The 18,622-nt window shown below is 64.8% G+C and carries 15 protein-coding genes; 6 read left to right on the top strand and 9 right to left on the bottom strand.

Going from position 1 to position 18,622, the window contains the following annotated elements; genetic code table 11:
- The first annotated feature begins 67 nt into the window (after positions 1-67).
- Both FJ988_RS22095 and FJ988_RS22090 read left to right on the top strand, forming a co-directional pair.
- The gene (locus FJ988_RS22095; protein ID WP_140820467.1) at positions 68-832 is read left to right on the top strand and encodes an HpcH/HpaI aldolase/citrate lyase family protein; all 765 of its coding nucleotides are present in this window, start codon (positions 68-70) and stop codon (positions 830-832) included.
- A gap of 9 nt (positions 833-841) precedes the next feature.
- On the top strand, positions 842-2,059 hold the full coding sequence (locus FJ988_RS22090; protein ID WP_140820466.1) for an FAD-binding oxidoreductase: 1,218 nt from the start codon (positions 842-844) through the stop codon (positions 2,057-2,059).
- A gap of 46 nt (positions 2,060-2,105) precedes the next feature.
- On the opposite strand, the gene FJ988_RS22085 is transcribed toward FJ988_RS22090, so the two are convergent.
- Complete coding sequence (locus FJ988_RS22085; protein WP_140820465.1) at positions 2,106-3,998, bottom strand: ABC transporter ATP-binding protein; 1,893 nt, start codon at positions 3,996-3,998, stop codon at positions 2,106-2,108.
- Complete coding sequence (locus tag FJ988_RS22080) at positions 3,998-5,758, bottom strand: ABC transporter ATP-binding protein (protein WP_407067730.1); 1,761 nt, start codon at positions 5,756-5,758, stop codon at positions 3,998-4,000. Before FJ988_RS22080 ends, FJ988_RS22085 begins: the two co-directional genes overlap by 1 nt.
- Positions 5,759-6,422: 664 nt before the next feature.
- Here FJ988_RS22080 and FJ988_RS22075 point away from each other — a divergent pair.
- A complete protein-coding gene (locus FJ988_RS22075) occupies positions 6,423-6,677 on the top strand; it encodes a DUF768 domain-containing protein (RefSeq protein ID WP_140820463.1) in 255 nt (84 codons plus the stop codon).
- A gap of 51 nt (positions 6,678-6,728) precedes the next feature.
- On the opposite strand, the gene FJ988_RS22070 is transcribed toward FJ988_RS22075, so the two are convergent.
- Positions 6,729-7,847 (bottom strand): P1 family peptidase, encoded by a 1,119-nt coding sequence (locus FJ988_RS22070; RefSeq protein ID WP_140820462.1) that lies wholly within the window; start codon positions 7,845-7,847, stop codon positions 6,729-6,731.
- Between the two features lies 1 nt (position 7,848).
- On the bottom strand, positions 7,849-9,414 hold the full coding sequence (gene xseA, locus FJ988_RS22065; protein ID WP_140820461.1) for an exodeoxyribonuclease VII large subunit: 1,566 nt from the start codon (positions 9,412-9,414) through the stop codon (positions 7,849-7,851).
- A gap of 119 nt (positions 9,415-9,533) precedes the next feature.
- Here xseA and FJ988_RS22060 point away from each other — a divergent pair, with 119 nt between their 5' ends.
- Positions 9,534-11,744, top strand: a complete 2,211-nt coding sequence (locus FJ988_RS22060; RefSeq protein ID WP_140820460.1) for an EAL domain-containing protein — start codon at positions 9,534-9,536, stop codon at positions 11,742-11,744.
- Positions 11,745-11,747: 3 nt separating this feature from the next.
- Here the strand turns inward: FJ988_RS22060 and FJ988_RS22055 are convergent, their stop codons facing one another.
- Positions 11,748-12,704 (bottom strand): LysR substrate-binding domain-containing protein, encoded by a 957-nt coding sequence (locus tag FJ988_RS22055; protein ID WP_140820459.1) that lies wholly within the window; start codon positions 12,702-12,704, stop codon positions 11,748-11,750.
- 180 nt (positions 12,705-12,884) lie between these two features.
- Between FJ988_RS22055 and FJ988_RS22050 the strand changes: the two genes are divergently transcribed.
- Positions 12,885-13,172, top strand: a complete 288-nt coding sequence (locus FJ988_RS22050; RefSeq protein ID WP_140820458.1) for a DUF1127 domain-containing protein — start codon at positions 12,885-12,887, stop codon at positions 13,170-13,172.
- 354 nt (positions 13,173-13,526) lie between these two features.
- Here the strand turns inward: FJ988_RS22050 and FJ988_RS22045 are convergent, their stop codons facing one another.
- From FJ988_RS22045 to FJ988_RS22030, 4 genes are all read right to left on the bottom strand, one after another.
- A complete protein-coding gene (locus FJ988_RS22045; protein WP_140820457.1) occupies positions 13,527-14,540 on the bottom strand; it encodes a DUF937 domain-containing protein in 1,014 nt (337 codons plus the stop codon).
- Between the two features lie 99 nt (positions 14,541-14,639).
- Entirely contained in the window at positions 14,640-16,013 is a 1,374-nt protein-coding gene (locus FJ988_RS22040; protein WP_140820456.1) for a glutamate--cysteine ligase, read from the bottom strand.
- A 203-nt stretch (positions 16,014-16,216) separates the two neighbouring features.
- Positions 16,217-16,951, bottom strand: coding sequence for a 16S rRNA (uracil(1498)-N(3))-methyltransferase (locus FJ988_RS22035; protein WP_140820455.1), 735 nt, complete (start codon positions 16,949-16,951; stop codon positions 16,217-16,219).
- Between the two features lie 132 nt (positions 16,952-17,083).
- The gene (locus FJ988_RS22030; protein ID WP_140820534.1) at positions 17,084-17,731 is read right to left on the bottom strand and encodes a hypothetical protein; all 648 of its coding nucleotides are present in this window, start codon (positions 17,729-17,731) and stop codon (positions 17,084-17,086) included.
- 75 nt (positions 17,732-17,806) lie between these two features.
- On the opposite strand from FJ988_RS22030, the gene FJ988_RS22025 reads away from it, so the two are divergent.
- Positions 17,807-18,505: a type 1 glutamine amidotransferase gene (locus FJ988_RS22025; RefSeq protein WP_140820454.1), complete on the top strand. Its 699-nt coding sequence runs from the start codon at positions 17,807-17,809 to the stop codon at positions 18,503-18,505.
- Positions 18,506-18,622: the final 117 nt, after the last annotated feature.

The raw sequence follows: 18,622 nt of genomic DNA, 5'->3' as shown, positions 1-18,622 counted from the left end.
GCGTAATCAAGCCATATGATATAGGACATCATACAAATTTCAATCCATCTTGAGGGGCGATCGCAAAATGCAGGAGCGCATCAATTCGCTGAAGGCCGCCGTCCAGGCCGGCCGGCCGCATATCGGCATCTGGTGCTCGCTGGCCTCGGGGCTCACCACCGAGATCGTCGCCGGCTCCGGAGCGGGCTGGCTGCTGATCGACAGCGAACACAGCCCGAACGACCTGCGCAGCATCATGGCGCAGTTGCAGGTCGCGGCGGCGTTTGCCTGCGAGGCGGCGGTGCGCCTGCCGTCGGACGATCCAAACCTGATCAAGCAAGCCCTGGATGTCGGCGCGCGCAGCCTGATGATCCCGAACGTGCGGTCGGCGGAACAGGCGCGCGCCATCGTCGCCGCCATGACCTATGCTCCGGGTGGCTTCCGCGGCTTCTCGGTCGGCCACCGCGCCAACGCTTTCGGCCGCATCGATGGCTATCATGCCAAGGCGCGCGAGCAGCAGCTTCTAGCCGTCCAGATCGAGGACGAGGCGGGCATGGCCAACGCCGCCGAGATCGCGGCGGTGGACGGTGTCGACGTTCTCTTCGTCGGGCCAGGCGACCTCTCGACCAATATGGGCGCCATGGGCAATCCGGGCGCCCCGCATGTGCAGGCGGCGATCGCCTCTGTGCGCAAGGCCGCGGCGGCAGCAGGCAAGGCCAGCGGCATCCTGGCGCCGGTCAAGGCCGATGCCGACCGCTATCTCGCCGACGGCTTCACCATGGTCGCCGTCGGTTCCGACCTCGGGTTGCTGGCGCGGGGCTCGGATGCCCTGATCGCTTCGTTCAAGCAGTAGGAAAACGTAATGCCGATCCCTCCCTACAAAGCCCCGTCGCGCAACGCCTATGACATCGTCATCGTCGGCGGCGCCGTCGTCGGTTCCTCGACGGCCTACTGGCTGAGCCAGGCGCTTGGCGACAAGGTCTCGATCCTCGTCGTCGAACGCGACTCGAGCTACACCTTCTCGTCCACCGCGCTCTCGACCAGCGCCATCCGCCAGCAATATTCCAATCCGATCAATGTGAAGATCAGCCAGTTCGGCATCGAGATCATCCGTGGTTTTGCGGAGCGGATGGCGCCCTTCTACAAGGACGAGCCGGCGCCCGATCTCGGCTTCAAGGAACACGGCTATCTCTATTGCTGCTCGCCCGAAGGCGTGGAAGCGGCGCGCGAACGCGTCGAGCTGCAGCGCAGCCTCGGCGCCCACACCGTCTTCCTCGAGCCGGGTCCGTTGAAGGAGCGTTTCCCCTGGCTCAATGTCGAGGATCTCGGCGGCGGCTCCTGGGGTTCACGCGAAGAAGGCTGGTTCGATTCCATGGGCTTGCTGAACGGCTTCCGCCGCGCCGCCCGTGCCAGCGGCGTCGAATATATCGACAATGCCGTGACGGCGCTGGACCTCGCCGACGGCCGGGTCGTCTCGGTCCGCCTCGCGACGGGCGAGACGGTTGCCTGCGGCACGCTGGTCAACGCGGCGGGTCCGCGCGCGCAGCAGGTCGCCGCCATGGCCGGGCTGTCCATTCCGGTCGCGCCCTACAAACGCTACAGCTTCGTCTTCGCCAGCGCTAATCCGATCCCGGGCCGCATGCCCAACGTCATCGATCTCTCCGGCACCTTCGTGCGTCCGGAAGGCGAGCTGTTCCTCACCGGCAACACGCCGCAGGGCGACGGGCCGGCCGACTATGACGACTTCGAAATGCATTTCGAGGAGTTCGACGACTATATCTGGCCGGCGCTCTGGCACCGCATTCCGGCCTTCGACGCGCTAAAAGTCCAGACGAGTTGGACCGGTCACTACGAATACAACATGCTCGACCACAACGGCATCGTCGGCTTCCACCCCGAGGTGACGAACTTCATGTTCGCCAACGGCTTCTCGGGCCACGGGCTGCAGCAGTCGCCGGCCGTCGGCCGTGCGGTGTCGGAGCTGATCATTCACGGCGCCTTCCAGACGCTCGACCTGTCGCCCTTCTGCTACGAGCGCGTCCCGCGCAACGAGCCGTTCCTCGAAGAGGCAGTGATCTGAGGCGTATCGGATACCAAGACCGGCCGATAATGCCCACCCGTATCCCTCAGGTCGCCTTGCCGACCGCTGCATCCTTTTCGATCTCGTCAGCCGCAATGTCGTCGAACGAGGAGTAGTTCATATTGTAGAGGCGCGCGTAAAGGCCTTTGCGCTGCATCAACTGCGCGTGGTTGCCGCTTTCGACGATCTCGCCATTCTGCAGCACGATGATGCGGTCGGCGCCGCGGATGGTGGCGAGCCGATGGGCAATGACCAGCCCGGTCCGCCCCTCCAGGAGCTTGATCAGCGCCTTCTGGATCAGCATCTCGGTGTAGGAATCGATGCTCGCCGTTGCCTCGTCGAGCACCAGGATCTTGGCGTCGGCCACCAGCGCGCGTGCAAAACTGATCAGCTGGCGCTGTCCGAGCGAGAGATTGCCGCCGCGCTGCTCGAGCTCGGTGCCGTAGCCGTCCGGCAGTTCCATGATGAAGTCATGCGCGCCGACGGCCTGCGCGGCCCGTACCACCTCTTCACGGCTAGCGCCGGTCTTGTGGTAACGGATGTTCTCCAACACCGTTCCGGAGAACAGGAACGGCTCCTGCAACACCATCGCCACTTGTTCGCCGAGCGAATCCTGCGTCAGGTCGCGCACGTCGTGCCCGCCGACCAGCACCTGCCCCGACCAGACATCGTAGAAGCGGTGCACCAGCGCCATCGAACTCGATTTGCCTGAACCGGTCGGGCCGACAAGCGCGACTGTCTCGCCCGGATTGACGCGGAAAGAGACGTTCTTCAGCACCGGCAGGTTCTGCCGGTAGCCGAAGGTGACGTTCCTGAATTCGACCGAGCCGTCGGTGTCGCTGGACAGCGCCACCGCGCCTTCCCGGTCGTTGACCTCGATCGGCACGTCGAGCACTTCGGAGATGCGCTGGCCCGAAGCCATGGCGCGCTGCATGACGCTATACTGCATGGTGAGCGAGCGGATCGGGTCGAAGAAACGCTGGATGTAGAACAGGAACGCCACCATCACGCCGACATCGAGCCGGTGCGACAGCACCATCGAGCCGCCGACCACGATGACCGTCGCCATGGCGATGCCGGTCAGCGTGTCGACGATCGGCACCATCACCTGCGCATACCTGGCTGATCGGAGATGCGCGCGTAGATTGGCCAGCACCTTCTCGTCATAGAGATCGAAATTGACGTGCTGGCGCTCCAGGCTCTGCACGGTGCGCACGCCGTGGATGCCTTCGGCCAGCGCTCCGTTGGCGATCGAGTTGGTCTCATGCGCGGCCATGAAGGCGACCTTGGCGCGCGGCAGCCAGAACAGGCGCACGACAAAAAGCGCCGGCATGGTCGAGAGCGTCAGCAGTCCGAGCCGGAAATCGAGCCAAAGCAGCACGGTGACGATGCCGAACAACAGCACGATATCGCCGACCGACATCACCGAAGTCTCGAGGAACTCCTGCATCGAATTGACGTCGCCCTGCAGGCGCGACATCAGCCGACCTACCTCGGTCTTGTCCATGAAGCTCAGCGAGACGCGCTGCAAGTGGCTGAACATGGCGCGGCGCAGGTCGGAGAGGACGTTTTCGGCGACCTTGCCGACAACGCTTTCCTGCACATAGCTGGCACCGTAGTTGACTAGGATGATCGCGGCGAAGATTGCGGTCGTCCATGCCATGATAGAGCGATCTATCCTGCCCGGAGCCATGCCATGGTCGATGGCGTAGCGGATGACCAGCGGGATCGCCAGCTGCGTCAGCGTGAACACCAGCACGGCCGCGACCGAGAGGAAGATCCTGGCCCGATAAGGTGCGACGAAGCTCCAGATGCGCCGCACGATGCGCGGGTCGTAGACCTTGCCAAAAACCTCTTCCTCGTCGCGATGCGAGCCGACCACGGCCTTGGTCGGGCGGCCGCTGGTGTCTTCGTCCTCGTCGTCGTTAGTCGTCGACATCAGGCGGCTCCTTGCGCGGCGGCCCGCTCGTCTTCCGGCCGGAGCTGCAAATCGTGCAGCGCATGATAGCGCCCGCCCAGAGCAAGCAGTTCCTCATGCGTGCCGCGCTCGACGATGCGGCCGCTTTCGATGAACAGGATCTGGTCGGCATGCATCAAAGAGCTCAGCCGGTGCGAGATGATGAGCGTGACGCGGTCCCTGGCGAAGCGCTTCATCGCTGCGCGGATGCGCTGTTCGGTGCCGGCGTCGACCGCCGCCGTGGAATCGTCGAAGATCAGCACGGATGGCCTGAGCATCAGGCTGCGGGCAATGGTCAGGCGCTGCCGCTGGCCACCGGACAGCGAGGCGCCGCGCTCGCCGACGATGGTCGTGTAGCCGGTCGGCAGCCCGATGATATAGTTGTGCAACTGCGCGTATTCGGCGGCGCGCTCGATGCGGGTTTCGCGCGCCCAGGGATTGCCGTAGGCGATGTTGTTCTCGATCGAGGTGGTGAACAGGAACGCATCCTGCTGCACGATGCCCACCGCCTTGCGCAGCGAGCGCAGCGTGACCTTGCTTATATCCTGCCCATCGATGGTGATCGCACCCGAGGTCGCATCGTAGAAGCGCGGGATCAGATGCGCGATCGTCGACTTGCCGCTGCCCGGCGGGCCGACGATGCCGATGGTTTCGCCGGGCTTCGCCTCGAAGGAAATGCCGGACAGCGCCGGCCGCCCGCCCGCGCCGTCGTAACGAAAGCCGACATCGTCGAAGCGCAGCACGCCGTCGTTAACCACGAGGTCTTTCGCGTCCGGCGCGTCCTCGATGTCGAGCTCGGTGTCGAGCAGCTCGAACAGCCGCGTGCCGCAAGTCGAGGCGCGGGCGAAGGAATTGACCATCAGGCCGAGCTGTCGCACCGGCATCTGCAGGATGGTCATGAAGGTGAGGAACTGCGCCAGCGTGCCGACGCTGATCTCACCCGCGATCACCTTCTGGCCGCCGAACCACAGCACCAGCCCCATGGCGGCGAGGAAGGAGAAGTTCATCGCGCTGGTGTTGGCGACGCGGATGTCGACGCGCTCATTGGCAAGCTCCAGCGCCGAGCGCTTGGCACGGTCGAATTTCGCCAGCTCATGGCGCTGCGCCGCGAAGGCGCGCACGACGCGGATACCGCCGAGATTCTCGTCCATCACCCGGCTCAGCACCGACAGCCGCTCCTGCAGCGTCAGCCAGGTGCTGCGCAACCTGAGCTGCGTGACCGAGGATCGCCAGGCGACGAAGGGCACGAAACTCAGGCTTAGCAGCCCGAGCACCAGATCGGTGCTGATCAACAGATACGCGCCGACACCGATCAGCACGCTGAGCAGCACCACGCGCAGCACACCTGTGGCAAAGAACATGCGCACGCCGTCGAGATCGAGCAGGCCGAGCGTGATCAGATCGCCGGTATGGACCTTGTCGTGGAAGGAAAAGCTCAGCCGCTGGATCTTTTCGTAGAAGGCGAGCCTGAGCTCATAGCCGGTGTGGTGGCCGACCGCCTCGCCATAATAATTCTGCGCCATGGTGAAGAGGCCGCGCAGGATGCTGACCACCAACAGGGTCAGCGCCGTGGTCCACAGCGCCTGCTCCGCCACCGCGCCGCCGCCGGCAGCCATCACGCCCTGCGCCTGGTCGATGGCGCGACCGAGAAGGCGCGGGATGAAAAGCTGCAGCGTAGCGGCAATGAAGGTCGAGACGATGGTGATAGTGACCTGCCAGGGATGGCGCAGCGTCATGCGCATGATGCGGATGAGCGTGCTGACGCCCTTGCCCCAGGAGGCTTCCGCCACGTGGGCAAACGACCCGCCACGCTCCGGCGCGTTGCCTTTTGCATCCTTATGCACAGGAAAATATCCAACTCGATCCGTGCATTAGCCCGGACGAATGAAACGAGACTCAGTTGAGACAGCGCGATGTTAAGCGCCACAAACTTGGCGGTTCAAGGGCCAATATCGTCGTTGCGCCTAGGCCTGGTGAAACGCCGGTTCAACACTGCTTGATAGGTCTAATCGGCTTGGTCGGCGCGGCGGAAAGAAGCAGCCTGCCGCACGGAGTCGACATTGGATGAGGATATCACTATATAGCGGCGGCCTTGCGCATCTCACGCTTGCGTGTGGCGGCTAATTCGCCGTAGATATGCTTCGCGTGTCATGACGGGAATCGGCCTGAAAAACCGGAAAAAAGCGAATAGAAACAATGACGCTGGGTTCTGAACGATCCAGCATAGGTACATCTTCGACAAACGGAACGTGCCCCTCATTTTTTCCCATTTCCCTGGCGCTGCGGACATTCGGCAAGATGACTTGCCGGGTGAGGCCGACTCGGTTCGAATGGAAGCATGCATCCTGTGCGGGGCTCAGGCGTTTATGATTACCAATCGGCGTTGCCGTTAGGGAAAAGACCAGCATGAGTGAACACGCGATCGAGTTCTTGCGCGGTTGGATCGGCGAAAAGGTCCAGTGCCAGCACGCGCCCATCAAGATCGACGAGCAGGCCGAGAATCTGGCCAAGGAATGCTGCGCCAAGGCCGCGGAAGCGGGTATCCTTTTGGAAGACATCCAGGAAGAGGTCGGCGACATCCAGGAACTGATCGCATCGCGCCTTGAGGAAGCCGCCGAGGAAAACGGCCGCGAAGCCAAGTCGGACAGGCCTTCAGAGTAGCATCCCGACCCGGCAAAAAGCCTGGGTGCCGGGTATGTCGTCCAGAACGATTTAGCCGAATTTCTCTTTCAGCCACGACTTTGGCAGCGCCGGCACGAAATTGCCGTCGCGTCCCGTCATGTCCTCATTGGCTGTGAGCGCGTTGAGGATGGCTTCCTCCACGCCTTGCACCACCGCGTCGAAGAACCGATCGATATCGACATCCGGGATGAATTCCGCGCGCCCGAGATGGCCCGAAGGCGCCAGAGCCGCCTCCGGATTGGCGGTCGAGAAAGCGAGAAAGATGTCGCCCGAGCTGTGATAGCCGTAGCCGCCGGTCGCAGCGACGCCGAGCGGCACGCGCCGGGCGAGCCGCTTCATCTGATGCGGCAGGAACGGCGCGTCGGTGGCAACCGCCGCGATGATCGAGCCCTTTTCGGCGCGCGCCGTGGCCTCGCGGATCGCCGGCTCGGTGAAATCCTTTTCGACGCGCCGGCCGCGGACGCTGAAATTGCGCCTTTGGCCGAAATTCGCCTGCACGAACACGCCGAGTGTGTAGCGCCTGTCCTGCCACGCGACGATGCGCGAAGCGGTACCGGATCCGGCCTTGAAGCCGAAGGTGATCATGCCTGTGCCGCCGCCGACGCTGCCTTCCTCGATGGCGCCGCCGACAGCTCCGTCGAGGGCCGCCGCGACGTGCTCGGCGCTCACATGATGGCCGTTGATGTCGTTGAGGAAGCCGTCATAGGTCTCGGCCGCCACCGGCAAACCCCAGCCTGTGTCGAGCGCGGCCGGCAGCACCTTGTGCATCCAGCGCAGCGTGGCGTCGCGGGTGACGCCGCAGGAATGCGTGTTGGTGATGGTGACCGGAAAGTTGAAGGCGCCGGTCTCCTCGATGATGTGCGTTCCCGTCAGCTCGCCATTGCCGTTCTGGCTGAAGACGCCGGCGAAGACCGGCGCCGCAAGCTCGTGAACCGGCCTCGGCAGGATTGCGGTCACGCCGGTGCGCACTGGGCCGGCGCCGACCCGCAGCTGCCCGTCGCCGGAAATCAGCGTCGTATAGCCGACCGAAACGCCCGGAACGTCGGTGATAGCGTTGAAGCGGCCGGGCGTGCCGTCAAGCGCGATGCCGAAGGAGCGCAGGCGCAGCTTGCCGGACGGCGTACGAAGATGCGGGTCGTGGCTGCTCATCTCAGAACAACGAGCCTTGCTTGCCGGGTTCCTTGGCCTTTGCCGACGGCTTGGCGGCCAGCCTCGGCCGCGCGCCGCCGCCTGTGGCGATGGCCTCCGCCGTTCCGTCGGCGAATTCGAGCTGCAAGGCGGCGCCCGGCGCCACATCTTCGACCCGCTTGATCACCGCGCCGTCGGCATCCTTGACCAGCACGAAGCCGCGCGCCAGCACGGCCTTGTGCGACAGCGTGGAGAGGAGCCGGTCGGCCTGGGTCAGTGCCGCGCGCATCCGGTCGAGCCGCCGCGCCAGCGCCTGGTCCTGCCGTCGCGACAGTCCGCCCAGCGCATCGGCCTGCAGCTTCTGCCGCCGGGCGATCGGCGCCGGCGACAATCGCGTCGAATTGCGCTGGAAGCGGGCGCGGCGCTCGCGCACGATGGCGAAGAACGCCGCGCGCGCCCGCGCTATGTCGCGCCCGGTCAGCGTGCGCGCCTCGTTGAGGCGCCGCGACAAGGTCGCCGGCGTCAGCCTTTGCCGCTGCAGCGCCGCTCGCTTGCGCTCGATGTTCACCGTCAGCCCGCGGCCGAGACGGCTGGTCGCGTCATCGAAGCGGCGGCGCGGCAGCGCCAGCAACTGGTCGGGCGAGGGCAGGGCCCGCGCCGCGGCGCGCACCGCCTGGCTCTTGCGCTCGAGCTTGCGCGAGATAGCGGCCCTCAGCCTTGCGCCTAGGCTCGCCAAAGTCGCTTCCAGATCGGCCCGGACCGGCACGGCGATTTCGGCCGCACCGGTCGGCGTCGGTGCACGCATGTCTGAAACGAAGTCGATCAGCGTCCAGTCGGTCTCGTGGCCGACGGCGGAGATCACCGGGATGCCCGAGGCCGCTACCGCGCGCGCCAGCCCTTCGTCGTTGAAGCCCCACAGATCCTCGAGGCTGCCGCCGCCGCGCGCCACGATCAGCACGTCGGGCTGGCGGATCGGGCCGTCCCAGGGCAGGGCGTTGAAGCCGTTTACCGCGGCCGTCACCTCTCTGGCGGTCGTGTCGCCCTGCACCCTGACCGGCCAGACCAGGACGGTGAGCGGAAAGCGGTCCTTGATGCGGTGGATGATGTCGCGGATCACCGAGCCCGTTGGCGAGGTGACGACGCCGATTACCTTGGGCATGAAGGGCAGCCGGCGCTTGCGGCCGGCATCGAACAGGCCTTCGGCCTGCAACCGGCGCTTGCGCTCTTCGAGCAGCGCCATCAGCGCGCCGGCGCCGGCCGGCTCCAGATTGTCGATGACGATCTGATAGTTGGATTTGCCGGGATAGGTCGTCAGCTTGCCGCTGGCGATCACCTCCATGCCCTCCTCGGGCCGGAATTTCAGGCGTGCCATCGTGGTTTTCCAAACCACGGCGTCGATACGCGCGCGATCGTCCTTCAGCGCGAAATAGGCGTGGCCGGAGGAGTGCGGTCCGCGATAGCCCGAGATTTCGCCGCGCACCCGCACATTGCCGAAGGCATCCTCGACAGTGCGCTTCAGGGCGCCGGAAATCTCGCTCACCGTGTATTCGGTGGCGTTGCTGCGTGATTCGCTGGCAGTTTCGTTCATTGGACGATTGGGGAGCGCTTCTCGGTCCGCGTCAAGCCGCGACAAACCTCGCTAATATTATAACGCGATCTTAAGCCCGATTTGCTTTGACTGGTGGCAGGTAAACCGGCCGGGAACGTATGAGCGCACGCCAGAACAGCAGCCCGTTGACGCATCAGGTCACGCTGACCGTGCTGACGCTTGCCGCTTTCGCGCTTGCGATCGTCGTCGGTTTCGGCTTTTACGCCGCTGCCCAGTCTGACGAGACTTCGCTCGAACGACAGAAGATTTTCATCGCCGATGGTCTGAAGGACCAGATTGCCGCAGTCCAGCGCGAGCAGGAAAGCGTGACCGTCTGGGATGATTCCGTAACCAATGTGAGGGCGGGCAATCAGGCCTGGATCGAGGAAAACCTCAGCACCTGGATGTATACCTACTACGGCCACAACCGGGTCTACATTCTCGACGCCGCCAACCATGCGATCCACGCCATGCGGGAAGGCAAGGTCGTTGATGCGTCGACCTTCGGCGAGGATGCGCCCGGACTGCAGCCGACCATCGAGAAGCTGCGCCACATGTTGGCCGAGCCGCCGAAGGCTGACGCAACAGGCCAATCGCCCAAGATGGTTGCGCAGGACCTTGTTTCGCTGCAGGGGAAACCCGCGATCCTGAGCGTGATGCCACTCGTGCCGAGCTCGGATCGCGTTACCCAGGCGCCGGGCACTGAATATCTTCATGTGTCGGCCGAGTTCATCAACGATACCGTGATTGGCAAGATCGCGGCAAAATATCTGGTTAAGGGCGCACGGCTTGTACCGCTATCACAGCCGGTTGGCGGGGCGGCGGTACCGCTTGTCGATTCCCGCGGCGTCATCCTTGGCTATATCGGCTGGGACGAGGAGCGGCCTGGCATTACCCTGGTACGCAAGATGGCGCCCGCGCTGGCCGTCGCCCTGCTGGTGGCTGGCGGCGTTCTGTTGTTCCTGTTGCGCCGGCTGCGCCGCGCCTCGGCCGAGTTGCAGACCAGCCAGGACGAGGCGCAATATCTTGCCTTCCACGACACGCTCACCGGCCTGCCCAATCGGGCACTGTTCGAGGACCGCCTGCGGCGCACCTTGCTCTTCGCCGCCCAGGACGAGACGCGGGTGGCGCTGCTTTACCTCGACCTCGACCGCTTCAAGCATGTCAACGATACGCTGGGACATCCGGCCGGCGACGAGCTGGTAAGGCAGACGGCTGCGCGGCTCAGGCACACGATCCGCGAGATCGATACCGTAGCGCGGCTCGGCGGCGACGAGTTCGCCATCATCCTGCTCGACGTGCGCGACATCAGGAGCGCGGAAGATATCGCCGACCGATTGCAGCAGAAGCTGTGCGAGCCGTTCAAGCTGATCGACGACCAGGTCTTTGTCAGCGCCAGCATCGGCATCGCGCTGTCGTGGGGATCGGAAACCGACGCGGATGACCTGCTGCGCAAGGCCGACATCGCGCTTTACGAGGCCAAGAAGAACGGCCGCGGCCGCTACCAGGTGTTCGCCGGCGACATGGACGACCTCCTCTTGCGCAAGCGCAAGGTCGAGGCCGAGCTGCGCAAGGCGCTCGACGGCGGCGGCGGCATAAAGCTCGCCTATCAGCCGGTCTTTGCCGCCGACGGCCGCCGGATCCTCGGCGCCGAGGCGCTGATCCGCTGGGGACACGAGGTGCACGGCGCGCTGCCCGCCGCGCAATTCATCGCCATTGCCGAGGAGCGCGGCCTGATCGGCGAGCTCGGCAAATGGGCGCTGACCGAGGCCTGCGCCTTCGCCGCCAGGACGCACTTGCCGTGGATCGCGGTGAACATTTCGCCCCTTCAACTGCGTGACACCGGCTTTGCCGAACAGGTTGCCTCGATCCTCGCCGAAACCGGGCTGGATCCCGCTCGCTTGCAGCTCGAGACCACCGAAGGCGTCCTGCTCGAGCACGACGAAACCATCGGCACGGTGATTGAGGCGCTGCGGGAAACCGGCGTGCGCATGGTGCTTGACGATTTCGGCACCGGCTATTCGTCGCTGAGCTATCTGCGCCGCCAGGCGATCGACAAGTTGAAGATCGACCGTTCCTTCGTGCGCCTGCTCGACGAGGACGACAGCGCCTGCGCCATCGTCCGGGCATTGATCGAGTTGGCCCTGGCGCTGAAGGTGGAAGTCACCGCCGAAGGCGTCGAGACCGACGGACAGAAGGCTTTGCTGGTCGGCATGGGCTGCCATCAGTTCCAGGGCTATCTGATGTCGCCGCCGCTGGAGCCTGGTCAGTTGCTCGCACTGCCCGGACTTTCTACCGGCACACCCGCGCGTTCCGTCGCCAACGCGTGAGTCCTACCAGCCAGGCATGATCTGGTTCGCCTTGGTCCGCTTCATCTTGGCGAAGGCAAGCGCGGCAAAATCGAAGCTCCCGGCTTCCTCGCTGACCGGCACCGAAATGTTGTCGAGGCTTTCGGCGATGTGACGCGCCAGCGCGTCGACGATCTCCGGCTGCGAGGTCTGGCCGCGCATGATGCCGATGCGGCAGTCTGGCAATTGGCCGAAGCCATCAGCCTCGCCGAGCACGCGCATGCCGGGCCTCAGCGCGCATTCCGGCAGCACCGAGATGGCAAGGCCGGAAAGCACGGCGGCGGTGATGACGGTCGCCGAGAAGCTGGAGAACAGGACCCGGTACTCGCGGTTCTGCCGGTCGAGCACGTCGACGGCGGCGCGCCGCCAGATGCAGTTCGGTCGGCCGAACGCCATCGGCAGTATTTCCTGTTCATGCGTGGCGTGGTTGGCCGAGGTAACCCATAGAAGCGGCTCGCGTCGCACCACTTCGGACTGGCCGCGCGTGTCGTTGTGCGTCACCAGCGCGAGATCGAGATTGCCGCGCTTGATGTGCTCGACCAGGCCCGGCGTCGGCTCGCAGACCACGGTCAGCTCGACGCGCGGGTTGGAGCGCGAGAAGCGCGCCATGATTTCGGGCAGGAAACGGTCGGCATAGTCGTCCGGCGTGCCGATGCGGATGGTGCCTTCCAGCCGCTGGTCGTCGAAAGCGGCAAGCGTTTCGCGGTTGAGGTAGATCAGCCGCCTTGCATAGGAAAGCAGCCGATCGCCTTCCTCGGTCAGCTTGTTGGTGCGGCCGTCCTTTTCGAACAGCGGCTTGCCGATCCGTTCCTCGAGCCGCCGCATCTGCATCGACACCGCAGACTGCGTGCGGTGCACTTCCTCGGCCGCTCGGGTGAAGCTGCCGGTGTCGGCGATCGAGATGAAGGTCTGCAACTGATCGAGGTCGAGCGGCGCTTTCATCGGTCCAACCTATCATTGATGTTGATGCTACAGATTAAAAACATTCGTTGGATTAATCAATCGCGCGATGGCAGATTGGCATCGTCCACATGAAGGCATGTGTATCGAGACCGGAACGGCGCTTCTCCCAGGGTGCCGATTGCCCGGTTTCGTCCGCTCGACTCCGAAGGAGAGATTGACATGACCACGATCGAATTCGCCACCGAGACCTCGCGCATCACCACGCGTCCGGCCGTCGCGACGCGCGTGCTCAATGCTCTCGCCAGCGCCTATGTCGCCTGGAAAAATCGCCGCGCCTTCTATCGCCTGGGCGAGATGTCGGACGCCGAGCTTGCCGATATCGGCCTTACCCGCGCCGACCTTCATGTCGCCGCCGTACCCTTCGGCCGCGACCCGACGGTGAAGCTGCGCGCCATCGCCAGCGAGCGCGCCGATACGATCGAGGATCTTGCCCGCCAGGTCGCCTGAACGGCGGCGCTGGATGATTTTCCGGTCGCGTTGAACCTTTTCCAGGCTCGGCGCGACCAAGCTTCATGCAGGCTACCACACTCCCTGCCGGTTCCCCGCCGGCCAGCCTGCACATTGCCCGGTTCTCCTCCAGGACCGGGCTTTTTCTTTTCAATTTGTCATCCTTGGGCGTAGCGACGCGAAGCGGAGCGAAGACCCAGGGATCCATGCCGTGACCGTTGACGTAGAGCGCGACGGAGCAGAATTCTGCACCGTCGCACCGCTTAGATGTCACGGCATGGATCCTCGGGTCTGCGCGCGTCGCTTCGCTCCTTGCTCCGCCCGTGGATGACGATCTCGCCGTCGGAGCGAGAACTAAAGCCGGCCCATGTCGCGCTTGAACTGATCGAAGATCGTCCCGACGTTCTTTTCATATTCGTCGCGCTGCTGCGCCCCGGTCTCGAACATCTTGCCGAAGATGTCGTCGAACGGGTTCCTGGGGCGGCCGCTCGGATTGGTCTGCGGCTGCGGCGCGCTTTGCGGAGTCTGGCGCTGCTGCGGCGCCGGCTGTCCGCCGGGCAGGCCGAACCCGCCGCCGCCCTGCCGCAGCATCTCCTCGAAGATTTTGCCGAGCGGGTTGTCGCCATAGGGGCTCTGCGTCTGTTGCGGTTGCGCCCCGCCCCGCGGCTGTTGCGCCGCGCCGCCGCCGAACATGTCCTGCAGCACCTTGCCCAGCGGGTTCTCGCCATAGGGGTTTTGCGTCTGTTGCGGTTGCGGCTGCTGCGGCGCGCCGCCGCCGAACATGTCCTGCAGCACCTTGCCGAGCGGATTCTCGCCGTAAGGGTTGGGCGCCGGCTGCGGCGCCTGGCGCTGCTGCGGCGCCGTGATGCCGCCCTGCCGCATCATCTCCTCGATGATTTCGCCGAGCGGGTTGTTGCCGCCGCCGAAAGCGCCGGCGGCGCGCATCTGGTTGTTGGTCTGGTTGAACAGCCCGCCCATCATCATCGAGGCCATGGCCGGCAGCATCTGCTGCAGCACCTGCTGGCTGAGACCGGTCGCCTGCGCGGCCTGCGCGGCCACCGCGCGCGACAGGTCCTTCGAGCCGAACAGATGGCCGAGGATGCCGTTGCCTTCGTCGATGCCTTGCGGCGAGAAGGCCCGGGTCGCGTCCTCGAAATATTTGGCGTGCTGGCCGCTTGCCATCGCCGTCATGAAGGCGCCCATCCCATAAGGATCGGCCGTGTTGCGCTGCAGCCCTTGCGAGAAAGCCGGCAGAAGCGCCTGGACCGCGGCTTGCGCCTGCTGCATCGAAAGCCCGTATTGCTGCGCCAGCGCTTGCATGGCGTTGCCGTTCTGGGCCTGGGCGAAAATGTCGAACAGGGAAGGCATTGGGTTCTCCTCCGGAACATCCTTCCCGGAGAAGTTAGTTCGTTTCCATCCCTGATTGAAGCGGCTTTCTCCAAGCCGGTTCAAACGGATGGCGAAGGCTTAATACGCATACTCCATGAACACCGGCTCGATCGAGCCGCCCCAGCGCGTGTGGTAGGCCGACAGCATCTCCTCGGCGCTGGTCGTGCCGCGCGCCACCACCTCGTCCAGCGTGTTGAGGAAAGAGGTCTCGTCATAGCCGTCGCGGTTCTTCCTGGCCCGGTTCTTCAGCCCGATGCGCGAGATGCCCAGCACCTCGCGGGCAACATCGCGCAAGGTGGTGTTGCGGAAGGGCGCCGCAATCCCGAGCTCCGGCACCGCGTTGCGCATGGCCAGCGTTTCCGCATAGGTCCAGCTCGCGGTCAGCGTCTCGATGGCATCGAGCGCCTGCTCATCGTAGAGCAGGCCGACCCAGAACGCCGGCAGCGCACATATGCGCCGCCACGGCCCGCCATCGGCGCCGCGCATTTCGAGGAAGCGCTTCAGCCGCACGTCGGGGAACAGGGTCGACAGGTGGTTCGCCCAGTCGCCCATCTCCGGCAGCCCGTCGGGAATCTCGTTGCGCGCGGCGCCGGCCATGAACTGGCGGAACGTATGGCGCGTCATGTCGTGATACTGGCCGTCGCGGATGACGAAATACATCGGTACGTCGAGCGCCCATTCGACATAGTCGGCGAAGCCGAAATCGGGCGCGAAGCAGAATTCGAGCATGCCGGAGCGCTGGTTGTCGGTGTCGCGCCAGATGTCGCCGCGCCAGCTCTGCAGCCCGTTCGGCCGGCTCTCGGTGAAGGGCGAGTTGGCGAACAGCGCCGTCGACAGCGGCTGCAGCTTCAGCGACACCTGCATCTTGCGGCGCATGTCGGCCTCGCTCTCGAAGTCGAGGTTCACCTGGATCGTGCAGGTGCGGTACATCATGTCGAGGCCCTTGGTGCCGACCTTGGGCATGTAGCGCGTCATGATCTCATAGCGCGACTTCGGCATTTTCGGCGTCTCGGCCAGCGACCATTTCGGGCTGCCGCCGAGGCCGAGGAAGCGGATGCCGAGCGGCTCGGCGATCTCGCGCACCTGCGCCAGATGGGCGTTGCCCTCGCGGCAGGTCTGGTGGATCGATTCCAGCGGCGCGCCGGAGAGCTCGAACTGGCCGCCGGGCTCCAGCGAGATGGCGCCCTGACCGGTCGGCTCGACCAGGCCGATGATGCGGCCGTCATCGATGATCGGATCCCAGCCGAGCTTGTGTTGCATGCCTTCCAGGATGGCGCGGATGCCGCGCTCGCCGCCGTAAGGCACCGGCGCATTGCCGTCGACATAGAACGGGAATTTCTCGTGCTCGGTGCCGATGCGCCATTTCTCGCGCGGCTTGTTGCCGGCGGCCAGATAGCCGACCAGTTCGTCGATGCCTTCAATCGGCCGGGAATCGGTCGTGTCGCGCGCCATCAAGCCCCTCCCTGCGCTTCGCCCGCTAACCCGGATCGGTTTTTGCCGGACAAATTGCGCAAGCCTTAGATTTTACAGCGCCCTTCGCGCGTCGAAAAGCATGCGCGGTGCTGCAGGGGCCGGACGGCCGCCGGCGCTAGATGGACGAAATGCCGGCGGCCGATCAAGCAAAAAATCCTGAGCCAGGGCTCAACAGGATTTGATCACCAGTCGCCGATCGCTGCCTGGATCACAGCCAACGCCGCCACCGCGGCCGTGTCGGCGCGCAGGATGCGGGGTCCAAGCGGGATGGCGGTGACGAAAGGCAGCGCCCTCAGCATCCTGCGCTCGTCATCGGAAAATCCGCCTTCGGGACCGACCAGCAGCGCCAGTTTCTTCTCCGTGATCGCCTGCAAGGCGGGCAGCGGATTGTTGGTCGAGGCGTCTTCGTCGCAGAAGATCAGCCGCCGCTCCTTGTCCCAGTTGGCAAGCAGGCGCTCCAGTTTCTCGGCCTCACGCACCTGCGGCACCGCGAGAATGCCGCACTGCTCGGCGGCTTCCACGACATTGGCGCGCAGCCGGTCGATGCCGGGTTTCGCCACCTGCGTATGTTGGGTGATGACCGGCTGTAGCACGCCGGCGCCCATCTCGACCGCCTTCTGCACCAGATAGTCGAGCCGGCCCTGCTTGAGCGGCGCGAAGCAATAGACAAGATCGGGCAGCAGCGGCTGCGGCCGCTGCAAATCCACCACTTTCAGCCGGACGGCCTTCTTGGACTTGGCGGCAATATTTGCCGACCATTCGCCGTCGCGACCATTGAAGACAAGGATTTCGGCGCCTTCCCCGAGCCGCAGCACATGGGCGAGATAATGGCTCTGCTGCTGGCCGGCATCGAATTCGAGGCCTGGCCCGAGATCGTCCGGCACGAACAGCCGTTGCATCTTGTAGTTGGCGCGCATGGCCCAAGCAGGTTCCGCAAAAGTGTCTCGCGGTTTTGCGATCAGAACCTGCGAAAACAAGATAATCTAAGCGGATATTCGTGGGGCATCCCACGAATATCCGCTTAGCAATGGGCGAGGCGGGTCTTGGCGTCAAGTCTCGGTGGTCGGATGCCAGACTGGTGAAAAGCCCTGCCGCAGGACGGCAATGGTGGTCACCGGTGTCAGTAGCCGGAGCGGCAAACCGGCGAGGCGATCGAAGGCAATTGCGCCGGCGTAACCGGCGAACGACCATCGAAGCGCTTTGCCGGCACGCAGCGCGTAGGCAGTGCCGCCCTCCGCGATCATCGTTCCATCGGGTAGGCCGCCAAGCTCCGGCACGGTCACTACGGGTGCCCGGCCGCCAGCCGCCAGCCGCTCCTTGTGCAGCCGCTTGTCGACCATCGGCGCGCGCGGTTGATCAATGCCGAAGGCCTGGCCGAACCGGGCGACGAAATCGCTCGCCCGCTCGCGCCGGCAGAAGAAGCAGGGCCGGTGGCCGGCGGCCAGACCCGTTACCTCGTCGAGGAAGAACAGTTCCGTCCAACCGGCTTTCCCTCCGGGACGATTGCGGCCCATCGGCTGGCGTCGCACATTGCGGAATTCGCACACGCAGATGATCCAGGCCGGCAAGGCCCAGCGCTTCTTCAGAAGCGTCTTCGTTTCCGGGTCGTGGATGATGCCGCGATTACCGGTGAACAGGCCGCGCTCGGGCACGGCATGGATGGCGCCGAAGGGATCGACCCGGTTCTGCAGTGGCATAGGCGTTCCTTCTTGGCTGCGATATCGGCCGCATGATATCGCTCGCACGGTCAAATTCATGTCAGCAGGGTTTCGATGCGGGTTTTGGTGGTCCAGAATTTCGACAATGAGGGCCTCGGCCAGATCGGCGCGGCGTTGGTCGAGGCCGGCGCCGACATCGACCTGCGCAAACCCTATGACGGCGAAGCGCTGCCGCCGGACAGCAGCGAGCATGACGCGATCGTTCTGCTCGGCGGCGCGCAGAATGCGCTCGACGACGAAAAATGCCCGTATTTCCCTGACCTGCTCGACCTGACGCGCGACTTCGCCGACAAGAACCGCTCGGTGCTCGGCATCTGTCTCGGCAGCCAGCTTCTGGCGCGCGCCTTCGGCGGCACCAACCAGATCGGCGGCGCCACCGAGTTCGGCTGGCAGCAGGTGTCGCTGACGCCGGCCGCCAAGTCGGACCCGGTGCTGGCCGCATTACCCGATAGCTTCCCGATCTTCGAATGGCATGACGATACGTTCGGCTTGCCGCAAAACGCCGTACGGCTGGCCGGCAGCGCCGTTGCCGAAAACCAGGCCTTCCGCCTCGGCCGCGCCGCCTACGGCTTCCAGTTCCATTTCGAGGTGGACAGCGCCATGGCGCGCGACTGGAGCACTTGCTTCGCGTCGCTGATCGCCGAACGCCATCCCGACTGGGCCGACAAGGTCGACGACGAGATAGCGCGCAATGGCCCCGGCGCCGATGCCGCCGGCCTGGCCATTGCCCGCGCCTGGGTGGCGACCATCTGATCATCAACCCCCGATCGGCCGAAGCGTGGCATAATTGGCACGCCTCACGGCTTCCGCATGGGGACAACATCGTTCTTTGTTGGTCTGTGTCCGGCCGCTCGCCTAAGAGGGCCGCGC

It is taken from the genome of Mesorhizobium sp. CU3 (assembly GCF_006442965.1).
In the GTDB taxonomy this organism is placed as follows: Bacteria; Pseudomonadota; Alphaproteobacteria; order Rhizobiales; family Rhizobiaceae; genus Mesorhizobium.
The sequence above is the reverse complement of the archived record's forward strand: the minus strand, read 5'-3'. Positions and strand labels throughout refer to the sequence as shown.

Excerpts from the sequence above, each read along its gene's own strand:
- FJ988_RS22035 (WP_140820455.1), bottom strand. The coding sequence starts at position 16,951 with ATGCGCGCCAACTACAAGATGCAACGGCTGTTCGTGCCGGACGATCTC.
- FJ988_RS22075 (WP_140820463.1), top strand. The coding sequence starts at position 6,423 with ATGAGTGAACACGCGATCGAGTTCTTGCGCGGTTGGATCGGCGAAAAG.
- FJ988_RS22095 (WP_140820467.1), top strand. The coding sequence starts at position 68 with ATGCAGGAGCGCATCAATTCGCTGAAGGCCGCCGTCCAGGCCGGCCGG.
- FJ988_RS22090 (WP_140820466.1), top strand. The coding sequence starts at position 842 with ATGCCGATCCCTCCCTACAAAGCCCCGTCGCGCAACGCCTATGACATC.
- FJ988_RS22030 (WP_140820534.1), bottom strand. The coding sequence starts at position 17,731 with ATGCCACTGCAGAACCGGGTCGATCCCTTCGGCGCCATCCATGCCGTG.
- FJ988_RS22025 (WP_140820454.1), top strand. The coding sequence starts at position 17,807 with ATGCGGGTTTTGGTGGTCCAGAATTTCGACAATGAGGGCCTCGGCCAG.
- FJ988_RS22070 (WP_140820462.1), bottom strand. The coding sequence starts at position 7,847 with ATGAGCAGCCACGACCCGCATCTTCGTACGCCGTCCGGCAAGCTGCGC.
- FJ988_RS22045 (WP_140820457.1), bottom strand. The coding sequence starts at position 14,540 with ATGCCTTCCCTGTTCGACATTTTCGCCCAGGCCCAGAACGGCAACGCC.
- FJ988_RS22080 (WP_407067730.1), bottom strand. The coding sequence starts at position 5,758 with ATGCGCATGACGCTGCGCCATCCCTGGCAGGTCACTATCACCATCGTC.
- FJ988_RS22055 (WP_140820459.1), bottom strand. The coding sequence starts at position 12,704 with ATGAAAGCGCCGCTCGACCTCGATCAGTTGCAGACCTTCATCTCGATC.
- FJ988_RS22060 (WP_140820460.1), top strand. The coding sequence starts at position 9,534 with ATGAGCGCACGCCAGAACAGCAGCCCGTTGACGCATCAGGTCACGCTG.
- FJ988_RS22085 (WP_140820465.1), bottom strand. The coding sequence starts at position 3,998 with ATGTCGACGACTAACGACGACGAGGACGAAGACACCAGCGGCCGCCCG.
- FJ988_RS22040 (WP_140820456.1), bottom strand. The coding sequence starts at position 16,013 with ATGGCGCGCGACACGACCGATTCCCGGCCGATTGAAGGCATCGACGAA.
- FJ988_RS22050 (WP_140820458.1), top strand. The coding sequence starts at position 12,885 with ATGACCACGATCGAATTCGCCACCGAGACCTCGCGCATCACCACGCGT.
- xseA (WP_140820461.1), bottom strand. The coding sequence starts at position 9,414 with ATGAACGAAACTGCCAGCGAATCACGCAGCAACGCCACCGAATACACG.